13 protein-coding genes and 4 pseudogenes are annotated in these 13,784 nt (G+C 60.7%); 11 read left to right on the top strand and 6 right to left on the bottom strand.

The window, feature by feature from the left end; genetic code table 11:
* The first annotated feature begins 18 nt into the window (after positions 1–18).
* The 4 genes from ACVWW1_RS20085 to ACVWW1_RS20070 all read left to right on the top strand — a co-directional run bounded on the left by ACVWW1_RS20085 (position 19) and on the right by ACVWW1_RS20070 (position 2,482).
* Positions 19–240: a hypothetical protein gene (locus tag ACVWW1_RS20085; protein WP_456657176.1), complete on the top strand. Its 222-nt coding sequence runs from the start codon at positions 19–21 to the stop codon at positions 238–240.
* A 7-nt stretch (positions 241–247) separates the two neighbouring features.
* Entirely contained in the window at positions 248–688 is a 441-nt protein-coding gene (locus tag ACVWW1_RS20080) for a hypothetical protein (RefSeq protein ID WP_456660626.1), read from the top strand.
* 202 nt (positions 689–890) lie between these two features.
* Positions 891–1,388, top strand: coding sequence for a hypothetical protein (locus tag ACVWW1_RS20075; RefSeq protein WP_456657175.1), 498 nt, complete (start codon positions 891–893; stop codon positions 1,386–1,388).
* A gap of 8 nt (positions 1,389–1,396) precedes the next feature.
* Positions 1,397–2,482, top strand: a complete 1,086-nt coding sequence (locus tag ACVWW1_RS20070; RefSeq protein WP_456657174.1) for a YihY/virulence factor BrkB family protein — start codon at positions 1,397–1,399, stop codon at positions 2,480–2,482.
* A 15-nt stretch (positions 2,483–2,497) separates the two neighbouring features.
* Here ACVWW1_RS20070 and ACVWW1_RS20065 read toward each other — a convergent pair whose 3' ends face one another.
* Entirely contained in the window at positions 2,498–2,632 is a 135-nt protein-coding gene (locus ACVWW1_RS20065) for a hypothetical protein (RefSeq protein WP_456657173.1), read from the bottom strand.
* Between the two features lie 234 nt (positions 2,633–2,866).
* On the opposite strand from ACVWW1_RS20065, the gene ACVWW1_RS20060 reads away from it, so the two are divergent.
* The 4 genes and pseudogenes from ACVWW1_RS20060 (at position 2,867) to ACVWW1_RS20045 (ending at position 5,283) form a co-directional block, all read left to right on the top strand.
* Positions 2,867–3,097, top strand: a complete 231-nt coding sequence (locus ACVWW1_RS20060) for a hypothetical protein (RefSeq protein WP_456657172.1) — start codon at positions 2,867–2,869, stop codon at positions 3,095–3,097.
* 54 nt (positions 3,098–3,151) lie between these two features.
* Complete coding sequence (locus tag ACVWW1_RS20055; protein ID WP_456657171.1) at positions 3,152–3,712, top strand: type 1 glutamine amidotransferase domain-containing protein; 561 nt, start codon at positions 3,152–3,154, stop codon at positions 3,710–3,712.
* Positions 3,713–4,030: 318 nt separating this feature from the next.
* Positions 4,031–4,505: pseudogene (locus tag ACVWW1_RS20050) on the top strand (DUF2231 domain-containing protein).
* Between the two features lie 184 nt (positions 4,506–4,689).
* On the top strand, positions 4,690–5,283 hold the full coding sequence (locus tag ACVWW1_RS20045) for a cysteine hydrolase (protein ID WP_456660625.1): 594 nt from the start codon (positions 4,690–4,692) through the stop codon (positions 5,281–5,283).
* A 266-nt stretch (positions 5,284–5,549) separates the two neighbouring features.
* Here ACVWW1_RS20045 and ACVWW1_RS20040 read toward each other — a convergent pair whose 3' ends face one another.
* Positions 5,550–6,065, bottom strand: a complete 516-nt coding sequence (locus tag ACVWW1_RS20040) for an inorganic diphosphatase (RefSeq protein WP_456657170.1) — start codon at positions 6,063–6,065, stop codon at positions 5,550–5,552.
* Between the two features lie 76 nt (positions 6,066–6,141).
* Positions 6,142–6,657 carry a YciE/YciF ferroxidase family protein gene (locus tag ACVWW1_RS20035; protein ID WP_456657169.1) on the bottom strand — a complete coding sequence of 172 codons (516 nt, stop codon included), beginning with the start codon at positions 6,655–6,657 and terminating at the stop codon, positions 6,142–6,144.
* A gap of 192 nt (positions 6,658–6,849) precedes the next feature.
* Here ACVWW1_RS20035 and ACVWW1_RS20030 point away from each other — a divergent pair.
* Positions 6,850–8,356 (top strand): annotated as a pseudogene (locus ACVWW1_RS20030) (FAD-dependent oxidoreductase).
* A 43-nt stretch (positions 8,357–8,399) separates the two neighbouring features.
* A pseudogene (locus ACVWW1_RS20025) lies at positions 8,400–9,628 on the top strand (NAD(P)/FAD-dependent oxidoreductase).
* Positions 9,629–10,094: 466 nt separating this feature from the next.
* Here the strand turns inward: ACVWW1_RS20025 and ACVWW1_RS20020 are convergent.
* The 3 genes and pseudogenes from ACVWW1_RS20020 to ACVWW1_RS20010 form a co-directional block, all read right to left on the bottom strand.
* The gene (locus tag ACVWW1_RS20020; RefSeq protein WP_456660624.1) at positions 10,095–11,120 is read right to left on the bottom strand and encodes an ATP-dependent DNA ligase; all 1,026 of its coding nucleotides are present in this window, start codon (positions 11,118–11,120) and stop codon (positions 10,095–10,097) included.
* A 253-nt stretch (positions 11,121–11,373) separates the two neighbouring features.
* A pseudogene (locus ACVWW1_RS20015) lies at positions 11,374–11,855 on the bottom strand (Ku protein); the annotation flags it as partial.
* 205 nt (positions 11,856–12,060) lie between these two features.
* Positions 12,061–12,309: a DUF6894 family protein gene (locus tag ACVWW1_RS20010; protein WP_456657168.1), complete on the bottom strand. Its 249-nt coding sequence runs from the start codon at positions 12,307–12,309 to the stop codon at positions 12,061–12,063.
* Positions 12,310–13,301: 992 nt separating this feature from the next.
* Here ACVWW1_RS20010 and ACVWW1_RS20005 point away from each other — a divergent pair.
* Complete coding sequence (locus tag ACVWW1_RS20005) at positions 13,302–13,595, top strand: hypothetical protein (protein ID WP_456657167.1); 294 nt, start codon at positions 13,302–13,304, stop codon at positions 13,593–13,595.
* Positions 13,596–13,784 lie beyond the last annotated feature (189 nt).

Raw genomic sequence — 13,784 nt, 5'->3', positions numbered from 1 at the left:
TGCTCGAGGAAGACAGAGATGGCAACGATCTTGATCATGGACCACACCGGCGACACTCGGCATTATTTCGACCCGAGTGACAGCGAGCAACTCGCCTGGGCGAACGCGCGCTTTGCCGAACTGACGTCGGATGGCTACACCGCCGCGGTGCGGAGATCGCACGGCGAAGCCGCGCTCGTGCGGGCGCTGGATCCGACCGCCGAGGAAACCTTGTTCTATCCAAGGCTGGTCGGCGGATAAGGCCATGATGGCCCGTCTGCGTACCGTGCCTCTACTGTCCGCATTGCGGCGCGCCGTCGGTACGCTGCGTGCGACGCTATCCGCGATTTGGGAGCGCTGGCAGGCCCACGAACGAAACGAGGCGCGCGGGCTGGCGCTGATGTCCGCATGGTTGTCGCCCGAGCAGCGCTCGCAGTTCGAAAAATGCAACCGCTTCGACGTCGTCGGCTCGGAGTCGGGCAAGCGATATCGAATTTGCTACGGGACATCGACCAACGTCTATGAAATAGACGACACAGGCCGCATTGTGGTCGGCTGGTGCTTTCGGCCGGTCGGTTGTTTGGTGCCGGGCGACGTGATGCTTGCCCAGAAGATCGCGCTCGAAACCGACGAGCGCGCGGCCCTCATGGTTGCTAGGCCGTTCTCAAGTTCCCTGCCGCCGCGCACGCATCTCGCTCCGATCAGCTAGGCACTCGGTTGGCGACCGGCCACGTGGCGGGAACGTGGTAGCCGGCCGACGCCGACGCCGTCAAGCAGCGGCTCATGGACCTCGTCACTGCCATGCTCACCGATTCCGGCACCGCCCGGCCGGAGCCGTCTCAAGCGGCAGGGGTAGGGAACGTCGATGATCCTGCCGGGTTGTCGGATGCCGACTTGCATTGGATATCGCCATGGGCGCCCACACCCGATCGTCTTCGCTGAGCCTGATCTTCCGCTCCTATCTCGGGGACTTGCGACGTTGGGCCGGACGCCTGATGACCGGCTACGCGGTGGCGTGCGGAGTCATGCTGTTTGGCGCGGTCTCGCTCTTCATTGCGATCGGGATCGGGGTTGGCGCGGCTTTTCACGCCCTTGAGATGCGCTACGACATCTGGATCGCATACGCGGTGGTCGGAGGCGCCTTTCTGCTGCTCGGGCTTATTGGGCTGCTGGCGGGTCGTATTCTGCTCGCCCGCCCAGCGCCGGCGGTGCCGCGCCCCAGCCGGCAGTCCGACATGCTCAAGCGTGCCATCGCCGTGCCCGTCGCGGCGCGGCTGATCGCCACCTCCCGGTCGGGATCGGCAGCAGCCGTCGACCCAACGACCCAGGTGCTGGCCGCTGGGGCTGCAATCATGCTCGTCGGCTGGTTCGCCGCATCGCGCTTCAAGCGGCGGCACGACGGCATTTAGGGCTGGCGATGGCACAGCGCTCCAGTTGGCCAAACGACCTGATGCTTGCCGGTGCGACGGCTCTGGCAACCCTCGCGATTTATCGACATATCTCGCGGTGGGAGGCGCCGGTCGAGCGCGAGCAAGGCATCAAGCCCGCATTGGCCGAAGCACAGGATCGTGGACGGCTGGCTGAGACGCCGCTTCAGATTCCGGCCGCGGGGTGGAAAGATATTCTGCTGCGAACCTATCAGCAGATCGACGAGGACCGGCTGCTGGCGACCGCCGCCGGCGTCGTGTTCTACGGCCTGCTGGCGGTCTTCCCGGCCATCACCGCGTTGGTGTCGAGTTACGGCCTGTTCGCCGATCCGTCGACGATCTCGTCCAATCTGCAAAGCCTCGCGCTGATGCTTCCGGAAGGTTCGTTTGGGATCGTCCAGGACCAGATCGCCCGCGTGCTGGCGAAGGGCACCTCGACGCTCGGCCTGACCTTTGTGGTCGGTCTGCTGGTTGCGATCTGGAGCGCCAATGCCGGCATGAAAGCGATCTTCGATGCGCTTAACGTCGTCTACGAGGAGAAGGAGAAGCGTGGCTTCTTCAAGCTCAATCTGATATCCCTCTCATTCACCGTCGCAGCGCTGATCTCGATCATGCTGATGGTCGGAGCTGTGGTCGTCGTGCCCCTTCTGCTGCAGCAGTTTGGCCTGGGCACACGGGCCGAGCTTATCGTCCGGTTCGGACGGTGGCCGATCTTGCTGCTCCTACTCCTAACGGCGCTTGCGGTGCTTTACCGCTATGGCCCCAGCCGAGCCAAGCCGCGCTGGCAATGGCTCAGCGTCGGTGCCGTCGCGGCGGCTCTCCTATGGCTGATCGGTTCCGCGCTGCTCTCCTGGTATCTTGCAAACTTTGGAAATTACGGCGCAACCTATGGCTCGCTCGGCGCGGCCATTGGCCTGATGACCTGGATGTGGATGTCCGCTATCATCGTGCTGTGTGGCGCAGAATTGAATTCGGAGATCGAGCATCAGACCGCTATCGATTCGACCGAGGGTCGCGGCAAGCCCCTCGGGGCGCGGGGCGCAAGGATGGCGGATACGGTTGGCAGGGCGTCATAGCAAGACGCTCGTTGTCTAGTACAGCCGCACGGTTGACCGGAAAGCGATCCAGATCGCAACCGACAGGAGTCCCAATCCGCCGAGCACCAAGAAGGCTGGGCCGTAGCCGATCCATTGTGCGATCCGGCCGCCGAGTGCGGAGCTGAGCAACGCGCCAACGCCCTGGACGGTAGGGACCGCGCCTTGCCCGAGATTGATACGCCCTGTGCCGTTCAACGATCGCGCAACCATTCCAGAAGCGCGGCGGACGCTTTTGCCTGGCGATGGCGCATGTTCCATGAACGCACGTGACCGCCGCATGATGCCGAGGTGGATGCTATTTTTCGCAACCGCGTAACTTGCGATGTACATAGGAACCAATAACAGCACCCGCGCTTGAGCCAAATGGTTCAGGTCAACGTGCTGGAAAGACCGATCGAGCGCATCAAGGAAACCTGCGAGCTAATGGGCATCGCAGACAAGTTCGATTGTGCGCTTCCCGAGCCTGAGACGTTTCTCAAGGCGGAGGTCGCGAAGGGCGAGGTGAGAGAAACCAGGCTGACCGTTGACGGGCTGCGCTACTTGCGACGGTTGCTGACGGAGGCATTACGCTCGCCATCGCAGGACGTCAGATAGCTGTGCCGCTTCGCGTTGATCATGGATCGGTGAAGAACGCCAACGGAGCAACTCATGAATTTGAATGGCAAGAAAATTGCTATCCTCGCAACGCATGGCTTTGAACAGTCGGAGCTCGAAGTGCCGCGCGATCGCCTGAAAAAGGCCGGCGCCACGGTCGAAATCGTGTCGATCGCCGCGGGCGAGATCAGGGGATGGGACAAGAAGGATTGGGGACGTCCGGTCAACGTCGACAAAACGCTGGATCAAGCGGCAGCCTTAGATTACGACGCGGTCGTCCTGCCGGGCGGACAAATCAATCCAGACCTGCTGCGTGTCGAACCCAAGGCGCTGAAGTTCATCAAGGATATCTTCGATGCGAAGAAGATCGTCGCAGCGGTCTGTCACGCGCCCTGGCTGTTGATCGAGACCGGGATCGCCAGGGGCCGCAAGATGACCTCCTACAAGTCGATCAAGACCGACGTGGCGAATGCCGGCGCAATCTGGGAGGACGCCGAGGTCGTCGTCGACCAGGGCGTCGTGACTTCTCGAAATCCTGGAGATCTTGAGGCCTTCAGCGCTAAGATCATCGAGGAGGTGAGAGAAGGCCGGCATACACAACGCAGCGCGGCATGAGGTGGCAGTCATGGCGTTCTCGGATGAGATGACCCGATGCGCCGAGGCTCGCACTTCCTCTTCCAAGGCCTGCCTTGCCACGGCGATGAACCATTGCCCCGTCACCGGCGGCAAGCACGTTGGGCCGGCACATTTCCGCTTGATGATGGCAGGCGCGGAGATGTGCCGGACGGCGGCTTGACAGCCCGCTTCTGACAGCCGACGCGTTCGCATCTATCTTATCAAAACGTAGATGAGAATGTGTGCCGGGACGAGGCCGCACACACTTTAGGAACATCGCTCTGAGCGCGCCGTTGGGCTTTTTTCGGAGGTGCGCAAATGCACGAGGTCGTGACTGTCACCACGTGCTCTATCAATCCCGCCTCTACGGCAAAAATTGGCATGCATCCCCTCCATCCGATGCTGGTGCCATTTCCGATCGCCTGCTTCGTCGGCACGTTGGTGACCGACATTACTTACTGGCGCACGGCCGAAATGATGTGGGCGGATTTCTCGGCCTGGTTGTTGTTCGCGGGACTGATCATGGGCGGTCTTGCCGCAATCGCCGGCCTGATCGACTTCCTGGGGCAATCGCCTGGTCCGCGGGCTGCCCTATGCCTGGTTGCACATGCTCGGCAACGTCGTTGTGATGCTGCTCGCGCTGTGTAACGCCTTGATCCACAGTCGCGACGCTTGGACGTCGGTGGTGCCGACCGGTCTGGTGCTGTCGGCGCTGACGGTCCTCGTCATGCTGTTCACGGGCTGGCTCGGCTGGACCATGGTCTATCGGTATCGGGTTGGAGTGGCGGACTGATGCGATTTGATCCGACAAACGCAACTCGCATCGCACTGGTCGGAGCGCTGACGGCCGGGCTGGGACTTGCTGGCTGCAGCAGGGAGACGGCCCCCGACCCGAAGACCCAGATCGGTGCGCGGCCCGACCTGCCGGCGCTGCAGCAATATCTGATGCCGCCGATGCATGTCGCTTCGGTTGTTGGCTGGAAGCAGGGCGGCGTGCCGTCCATCTCTGTATCGACATGCAAGGGTTGTTCGCGCCATGTGCCCCATGGGCAACGCCCTCGTTGGAGCGTGCGCTGCCTGAGGCAGTCAGACTGATCGCGCACGCGCCGCAACGTACTGTCTTCACGCGCTTCATTCCGGTCCGCAACAAGTCCGAGGCGCGCGGCGTCTGGAAAGCCTATTATGAGAAATGGGAATGCGTGACGCGCGACAAGGTCGATCCGGCGTTGCTTGAGCTGATGCCGGCCCTGACACGCTTTGTGCCGCCTGCCACAGTATTCGACCGCCAGACTTACTGCGCGTTCACCAATGGGCGGCTGCAGGCCTTTCTGGATGGGCATCAGGTGGACACGCTGATCGTGTCCGGCGGTGAGACCGATGTCTGTGTGCTCGCAACGGTACTGGCTGCGGTCGATATCGGCTACCGTGTCATCCTCGCTGAGGACGCGCTCTGCAGCTCGTCCGATGAAAGTCATGATGCGCTCATCAATCTCTATACCAAGCGATTCAGCTTGCAGATCGAGGTGGCTCCAGTTGCCAGCATTCTTGCGAGCTGGAGCGGCAACGATTAACAACCGGTCAAGTTCTTTCCGGCGTAGCTTCCGTCGGGAAGCTCATGCCGCTACCCGATTGTTAAGAAGAAATGCCGAACGAATATACCGCTTGATTGCGGAAGCGTCGCGGTGTCGACGTTTGGCTGCCTCCATCAATGAATGAGAAGCCGCTTCGAAAATCGAGGCGCTGGCTGCCGACTACGAGCGGCGGCGGCGCTTCCAAGGAAGCAAAGGGTGCGGACGAACCCTAAACCATGAGGCCATGTGCATTAAGACCGGGCCGACTAGCGGGCCAGACGCTTGATGGTCTTGGCCGCACGGTTCGGGCCGTGCCACCCGAGAAATTTCAGTTCCTTATTTTCCAGCGCATTCGTCGCTCGAAAGAACTGTTCGAGATCGTCGCGCGCACGGGAGGGCAGATTTCGGATATCCTTGATATCCGTTTCGAGCGGTGACCGGTCAGGCACGGCAAACACACGGTCGTTTCGCTCCTTCTTGTCCTTGCGCCTTTGTTCTACTTCGAGAATTCCGACCGGGCGACAGCGCAGCACGACGCCCGGATAGGTCTGCGCGTCATGCAGGATCAGCACATCCAGCGGATCGCCGTCCTCGGCCTTGGTCGAGGGGATGAAGCCCCAGTCGTAAGGATAGGTCAGACCCGCCATTAGCGGCTTCGCCAGGGCAAAAACACCGAGCTTGGGATCGAAATCGAGCTTGCAAGAGCTTCCGCGCGGCGTCTCGACAACGGCGAAGATGTTGTCGTCGTCGGCCCAGCTTGGCAGTTTTGTCAGATTGGTCATGGCGCGACCGTCGATCTCGGCGTCGACAAATGGGTACGGGCCTCGCGAGTTCATGCGCCAGACCCGTGGGCGGCGATCAGGCGGCGGTGGAGGCCTTCTTGTTGACGCCCTTGCGCAGCGCAACCGTGTTGAGCTTGGTGTTGGCCGCCTTCTCCTCGTTCAGGTTCGTGGTCAGGAAACGCACGATATCGTCGTGGCCGAGCGCTTCCGCCCAAGCGATCAGCGTGCCGTAGCGGCATATCTCGTAATGTTCGACAGCCTGCGCATTGGCGACGATCGCCGCATCGAGTACCGTCTTGTCTTCGATCTCGCCGGTCGTCGCATCTGCTTCCTTGATGATGCCGTCGATGGCGGGACATTGCGTGCCGCTCGCCGACTTGCCCAGTTTCTGAAAGGCCTTCTCGAGACGCTCGACCTGCTTGTTCGTTTCTTCGAGATGGCCCTTGAGGCCCGCGACCAAATCCCGGTTGGTGGCCTTGTCGATCATTTTCGGTAGCGCCTTGAGGATCTGCTGTTCGGCATAATAGATGTCTTGCAAACCGTGCAGCAGAAGATCATCCATCGTCTTGATGTCCTTTGTGAATAGTCCCATGACGTCACTCCTTGATTCAAACCGATGGAACGGCGCGGATTAGACTTTGTTCCTCGCAGCCTTTGCCGCGGCGGCCGCAACTGTCGGGTCGCCGTTCTGACCATCCCTGCGAAGGGGCGCGGAGGCCGTTTCCCGTCGCAGGCGGAACTGCGGCACCGAGCGGGCGTTTTGCCATATTGCGCGGAGATCAGGATGGTCAGTACCTCGCTATGGATGGACACGGAGATACTCCCAGAGGCGGCTGAGCTCAAAGGCGATGCGCATTGCGATGTAGCCGTCGTCGGCTCCGGAATCGCCGGGCTTTCGACCGCCTATGAACTCTCCAAGCGCGGCCAGTCGGTCATCGTCATCGATCGCAAGGGTATTGGCCGCGGCATGACAGCGCGGACTTCGGCGCACCTTGCGCCGCTCTGCGACGATCTGATGACCGAATTCAAGAAACTGCGCGGCGCTAAAATCGCCAAGCTATTCTACGAAAGTCAGGCCGCCGCGGTCGATCGGATCGAGGAGATTCAGGCCAGCGAGAAGATTGCCTGCGATTTTATGCGACTGGATGGGTACCTGTTTCAGGGCAACGGCATGCCGGCCGACATCATCGACCAGGAACTGGAAGCGGTGCAGGAAGTCGGCGCGCCGGTCCATCGGCTGGTCGGCGTGCCGCTCAAAGGCTGTGAGAAACGCCACGTGCTTCACTATCCGCGCCAGGCAAAAATCCATCCTCTCAAATATCTTGCCGGAATTGCCGCAGTCTGCGAAACGAACGGTGTTCGCTTCTTCGCCAACAGCCCGGTCGAAGAAGTTGCCGAACGGGACGGCGGCGTTACGCTGCGAACCCCACACGGGCAGATCACCGCGGGTCACGCCGTGATCGCGACCAACGCCTCGATTGCCGACCGCTTCCAGCTGCATTCCAAGGTCGCTCCCTATCGCACTTACGTGGTCGCTTTTGCGATCGCGCGGGGTGAACTTCCGGGACGGGCTCTACTGGGACACCGAGGATCCCTACCACTATGTGCGGCTGCAAGCGGGTCTGGACGATCATGATTTCGTTCTTGTCGGCGGCGAAGACCACAAAAGCGGCGAGGCAAATGACGCCGACCAGCGCTTTGCCCGGCTGGAGAGCTGGGCGCGTGAATTGATCCCGGCCCTTGGCAGCGTCACGCACCGCTGGTCGGGACAGGTACTCGATACCATCGATTATGCGGGCTTCATCGGCCGCGAGCCCGGCAGCAAGCGCATATACCTCGCAATGGGCGACTCCGGTCAGGGGCTCACCCATGGTGTGATGGGCGCGGTGCTGAACTCATCCCTCATTCTCGGCGAGGATCACCCCTGGAGGTCTGTCTATGCGCCGGATCGCAAACCTCTCGCAGCGGCACGGAATTTCGTGCGCGAGAACATGACGATCCTGCAAAACCTCGCCGAGTATGTGGCGCCGGGTGAAATCGCCTCGCTCGAGGAGCTTAGACCGGGTGAGGGCGCCATCCTGCGTCGTGGTCTTGAGAAGATCGCTGCCTACAGGGACAAAGCGGGCGAGCTGCATTTGCATTCGGCAAGCTGCACCCATATCGGCTGCCATCTGCACTGGAACAGCTTCGAGACCTGCTGGGACTGTCCATGCCACGGCTCGATCTTCGCGCCCAATGGCCAGCCGATCAATGCGCCGGCCGTTTCGGCCTTGCGACCCGTTCAACGATAAGCCTGCGTGACGAGGTCACTTCACCTATTTTCGGGAGCTTTCCATCTTCAAAGACGAAGATATCGAACAGGACGACCTGCGCAGTGCCCGCACACCATGGGCGGTTCTCCCGCCACCGTCCATCGAGCCGATTGCCGACAGCTTTCGCTGCGAAGTCCTGGTCATAGGCGCTGGTATCACCGGTGCCCTGGTGGCTCAGCGCCTGACCCGGCAGGTCGGCAGGTCGTCATCATCGATCGCGAGATTCCAAGCCTCGGCAGCACGGTCGCCAGCACTGCAATGCTGCTTTGGGAAATCGACCGTCCGCTTTTCCAACTCACACAGCTTTACGGTTTCGAGAAGGCAGTCCGCTGCTATCGCGCCAGTCACCGGGCTGCTCGGGGATTGCGGACGTTGATTGCGCACTATGGAATCGCGTGTCACATGCGGCCGCGTCCTTCGCTCTATCTTGCGGCCGATGAGAGCCCGAAGCTTTTTCAGGACGAATATGGCCTCAGAAGCCGCACTGATCTGCCGTCCCTCCTACTGGGCCATGCCGAACTTCTGCAACGCTTCGCGCTCGTCCGGGCCGGCGCCATCCTGTCAAGTGACGCAGCCGACGCAGATCCCGTTCTGCTCACGCGCGGCCTGCTCGATCTGTCACGCAAGCGTGGCGCCCGCCTTCTGAGGGCCAACGCGGTTGCATATGACGACACCGCCTCGACCGTGACCGTCGGCCTTGAAGACGGGTTTTCGATCGAAGCGCAGCATGTGGTGCTGGCGACAGGTTATGTCATGCCGGACATCGTGCGATCCACTGTCCAACAACCGGCCTCCAGTTGGGCGATCGCAACTGCCCCGCAGGGGGATAATCTATGGCCGGAGCAGGCGCTCATCTGGGAAGCAACCCAGAACTACCATTATGCCCGCACCACATTCGATGGCCGCATCATCTTCGGCGGTGAGGATGATCATGGGCTGATTCAATCTGGCGCCCGCGATGCTGCGACCCCGGCAAAGGTGAGGGTACTGAAGGAACGCCTGAAAGCTCTCTGGCCGCGCGCCTCCAGCCGCGTAGCATTCGCCTGGTCAGGAGCCTTCGACGCCACCCTCGACGGGCTGCCCCTCATCGGCGCAGTGCCCGGCTGCAAGAATATCATTGCGGCCTTTGGCTATGGCGGTAACGGAATTACCTTCAGCTTCCTAGCCGCGGAGCTGATCGGCTCGCTTCTCTCGGGAGGATCGTCGCCCCTGCTCGATGACTTTGCAATCGACCGTGATATTTCCGACTAACGGCGGGCGACAAGGCAGCCAAGCATGAAAGCGAGAGCAATGAGGGAAGCGGAGTCTCGCGGAGAAAGCCGAGCGCTTGGCCCGGGGCTGACTCTCTTCGAGAATCTCCCGCATGCCTTCCGACATTTCTTGTCACTTTCGCCATTGCGTCTTCGGTGGTGCTGGAGATTTCGCGAATGATCCGCAGCGCGCATCGGAAGCGGGCCAAGAAAGGTGGCGAGCACAGCCACTGGCAGTCGGGGCAGCAGGCGCAACGCGCAAAGCAAGCCCGGCCAGCAGGGCGGAAGTTCGTCGGGCAATCCGGGCAACTTCGCCAATGACCGCGAAAAGCCAGCGAAGCCGGACGCAAGGGCGGACAATCTTGAAAACTATTGTGAATGAGGCAAGGCCGTGACGTCGCCACAATGCCCCGGGCACGACATCTATGAAAAGCGCCCGCGACCATTGCCGTCCACATCAGCCTTTCTCAAGCCCCGCTAACAGTTTTCAAAGGCCGCTTGGTTGCCGCTTGCCGAAGCTGATCCAGGCGGCACTGCGACGGCTTCTTATCGGGACGCCATCGGATTATCTTCGTGCCGTGCCGGAAACGGTCGCCCGATACGTGATCGTAGGACACTTCGACGACGTAAGTCGGTCGAACGGCTCTCCATTCGCCGGATCGCTTTGTCGTCCACCGGCTTGGGCCGCCGGGCGTGTTGCCGGTAAAGCTCTGCGGCGTTACAATTTTCTCCAGCCGGTCGGTGAGAGCCGGTCGATCCGACGATCGGATGCCGGAGGTGAAGCCGACATGGTGCAGAAGGCCGTCCTTGCTGTAAAGTCCGAGCAATAAGGAGCCGACCACTTTACGATTGGCCAGCTTCTTCTCGGCGTAACGAAACCCTCCGATAACGCAATCGGCCGACCGAGGGAGCTTGATCTTCTGCATACCATCCCTGGCGCCGGCTCGATAGGGAAGATCAAGGCGTTTGGCGACGACGCCATCATGATCTTCATTCACGGTGTTGAGCCAGGCCTCGGCGTCCGCATAGTTGCGGCTTGCCGGTGACAGACGAAAGATGCCGCCTACCTCGAAAGTGTGTCGCGAAAGTTTTTCAAGAGCGACACGACGCTTCATAAGCGAAAGCACCGCAAGGTCTCTCGTACCCGATTGCAGCAGGTCAAAAACCATGAAGGTCGCGGGCGTCTCCTCGGCAAGGCGCTTAACCCGGCTCACGGCCGGGTGGATGCGCTGGAGCAACGCGTCGAACGAATACCCGGCCTCAAGCTCGATGATCAATTCGCCATCCATCGTGAGCGTTTTCTGCGATAAGGTCGCCGCGGCCGCAGCAACCTCCGGAAAGTAGCGAACAAGGTCGCGGCCACCTTTGGATTGCATGCGAATTCGGCTGCCCTCGCGGATCAAAAGACAACGGAATCCGTCCCACTTCGGCTCATATTGCCACTCTGCTCCGCGCGGCAATCGAGCGACGGATTCGGCTTCCATCAGATTCATACTTGATTTCACCTCCGAAGCGAGCTGAACGACGGTGTAACTCATGCGGACCAGCAAAGTCCCTAAGGCAGTAATTAAATCTGCCCAGAAGCGTTCCTTATACACGGTGCAGTGCCCGTTCGTCGTCGATCGGATGGACTGCGGTAGAGCGTCGGCGGCGCCGCGGCCGAGGCCAAGCGCAAAGGCCAGAAGAAGCCGACCTAGAAGCCGAAGAAAGGCCGCGGCGCCGGCGTCCATGGTCAGAACGGTTTATCTAGGTGAGACGCTTGGCCGGTGCTTTCTTCGCCTTCGTGGGTTTCGTCACTGGCTTAGCTTTGTCGCCGCTCTCGATGCTTTGCTTCAACGCGTCCATCAAATTGAACACATTGCTCGGTGCCGGCCTCCGGGCGGCCGCAATCGGAAGGCCCTTCCGCTTCTGGTCGAGCGGTTCCTGCAAAGCCTGCTCGTAGTGGTCTTCAAATGTTTCGGGCTCCACATCCTGGATGTCGTCGGAGTATTCTGCGGCGTTGCGAACTTCATAGGGGGAGCGAAGCAGCTGCCCATCAGGCTCCTGTCGCGCGCCTCGAGGGCGACGACGTGCTCGCGGTTGCTCAAGACCACACCGGCGAGGGCGATTTTATCGAGCGAGCGGATGGTTTCGTGGATGACCGCATAAGCGTCGTGTCCTACCTTGCCATCGGGAACGATGTAGTAGGGGCGCACGAGATAGAGATCGTCGATATGATGTCGTCGGACGCGACTTCTTCGCCGGTGTCGGCGTCGAGTACGGGTCCGCTGACCTCGACACCCGGCGGAGTCCGGCGACATTTTTGGGCTCCAGCTCCTCGCTCGAGCCATTCTTTTGGAAACCAGGGCGACCGGTCAGAATTCATCGAGGCACCTCTTAACAGGCCGCCTGGCTTGGGCTGTTTCCATCGACCGTGGCCAGCTTGGCGGCGCGCTAGCTCTTCTTTTTCGAGCAGATCTCAAAGAAAAAGCGAACGACCATCACCGGTCCATCCTCATCCCGGACCGCGATCTCCATATGCTCGATCCCGTTCTGATTGGCGCTGACGACTGCATCCCGAGCCATGCCTCCTAAGGATAGCGCGGCTTCGCTCTGCGCCGCTACCAAATCCCGTAGGTCAAGGCCTTCCTCATCAACGGCAGTTCCGTTCCTGTCTTTCAGGTCGAAGTAGTATCGAGGCATCGGGCGCTCATTTCAGATCTCCGATATCCCAACCAAACCAAACCAAACCGCAGCGTTCCTACGAGTATTCCGGCCAGTACCGGCCCAGCGGCAGCTGTCTGTGCCAGTGTCCTAAGTGGATTTTGGGAGTGTCCTAATTCCGATTAAGCAAACGCGATCCGTTCTCCCAAAAGGCCACTATCCGCGACAGGTTCCGCATGGGATGATGCCTGTCCCGAGGGGGATTTTCTCATGCAGGACATGCGAGCGCACTTGGAGAAGCTTCGGATTGAAGCTGACGAGTGCGAGCTAATCAACAAGCTCGCCCAACGCGACCAAGAAAGAGCTGTTCGCCAAGCTGGCCACGCACTACCGGAGGTGCGCGTGCCCCCTGGCTGATGAAGTCGAGCGCGCCATGAGCGACGTTCGCTCCAGCCCGTAGGTTCCGATTAAAGGAACTTTTGGCAGTGCTGCGCTTATTGATTCCATTTCGCCGGGAATTTTTCAGCGGAGCGAGTGACCATGCACGAAGCGACGCTGGGTTAAGAAAAATTCATTCCCTTGAAGAGCGCCTTGCACAAGAAGTCGAGGAATTGCACCGCCGGGCGAAAGAGCTTTCGTCGGGTCAGGACCGGAAATCGCTGCTTAGGAGGGCACAGCAGCACGAAGAGGCGGCCCATATGAGCGAATGGCTAACGCCGAAGGGATTGCGAGCATCAAGATAGAAGTGCGCCGCCTCAAGGTACGAGCCGCCCACCGAAAGAGCGTGTGCGTGACGTCATCATGGATCGGCCTCAATGCTTACCCCGGAGCTGCGGCCGTTTTAACGGAGGCGCCTCTTTTCCATCGCCACCGTGCCCGATGCGCTTCCAGTTGGCGTAACCATAGAGTCCCGACCAATGATGCACGATGGTCCCGCAACGTTCGCAGCTAAAAAATCCGGAACTGATCACGTGAGCGGGGCTCCGCTTTTGAACCGCAGAATAAACAGCGCCGCAGCCGCGGCACGAAAAATGAACTATCACCATTGCCTTTCCTCGGAAGGGCGAATTCTTACCAGCCCCTCCGTAGCGCGCCTGGTTATCTTGCGGCGGATTTGCGAATTGCTGACCCTGGGCCACGAACTGGACGCGAAGCAGGCTGCCTGCCGGCTTGCTCTTGCGCGCGTGGAGCAAACCAAGGCGCTCGCTGCCGAACTATGGCCCGAACCGCCGGCGTCGATCGTGATCGCATCTGCGGCCGACCGGCGCGCCTTCCAAGGCTGCTTTGAGCAGGCCGGCGGCTTTAGGCAGCCCACGTTTTTTTAACGTGCTCGGGTCCGATCGCCTCCGGTCGCTCCTCGACACGACCGTAACAGAGCCCAGCGATTGGGGTGGGAAGAGGGCTCTGCAACGGCTGGAAGCGGACCTGACCAACCGCATCGTCGCGGTGAAGGGGTACGAGGCCGACTGCGCGAATGCGATCGGGGCGTCGGGCTTCGACGCCGCAAAAAAGCT

It is taken from the genome of Bradyrhizobium sp. JR3.5, from assembly GCF_054057015.1.
This window is presented reverse-complemented; position numbering and strand designations above follow the sequence as displayed.

Excerpts from the sequence above, each read along its gene's own strand:
- ACVWW1_RS20010 (WP_456657168.1), bottom strand. The coding sequence starts at position 12,309 with ATGCCTCGATACTACTTCGACCTGAAAGACAGGAACGGAACTGCCGTT.
- ACVWW1_RS20020 (WP_456660624.1), bottom strand. The coding sequence starts at position 11,120 with ATGAATCTGATGGAAGCCGAATCCGTCGCTCGATTGCCGCGCGGAGCA.
- ACVWW1_RS20070 (WP_456657174.1), top strand. The coding sequence starts at position 1,397 with ATGGCACAGCGCTCCAGTTGGCCAAACGACCTGATGCTTGCCGGTGCG.
- ACVWW1_RS20055 (WP_456657171.1), top strand. The coding sequence starts at position 3,152 with ATGAATTTGAATGGCAAGAAAATTGCTATCCTCGCAACGCATGGCTTT.
- ACVWW1_RS20060 (WP_456657172.1), top strand. The coding sequence starts at position 2,867 with ATGGTTCAGGTCAACGTGCTGGAAAGACCGATCGAGCGCATCAAGGAA.
- ACVWW1_RS20035 (WP_456657169.1), bottom strand. The coding sequence starts at position 6,657 with ATGGGACTATTCACAAAGGACATCAAGACGATGGATGATCTTCTGCTG.
- ACVWW1_RS20075 (WP_456657175.1), top strand. The coding sequence starts at position 891 with ATGGGCGCCCACACCCGATCGTCTTCGCTGAGCCTGATCTTCCGCTCC.
- ACVWW1_RS20085 (WP_456657176.1), top strand. The coding sequence starts at position 19 with ATGGCAACGATCTTGATCATGGACCACACCGGCGACACTCGGCATTAT.
- ACVWW1_RS20040 (WP_456657170.1), bottom strand. The coding sequence starts at position 6,065 with ATGACCAATCTGACAAAACTGCCAAGCTGGGCCGACGACGACAACATC.
- ACVWW1_RS20005 (WP_456657167.1), top strand. The coding sequence starts at position 13,302 with ATGAACTATCACCATTGCCTTTCCTCGGAAGGGCGAATTCTTACCAGC.
- ACVWW1_RS20080 (WP_456660626.1), top strand. The coding sequence starts at position 248 with ATGGCCCGTCTGCGTACCGTGCCTCTACTGTCCGCATTGCGGCGCGCC.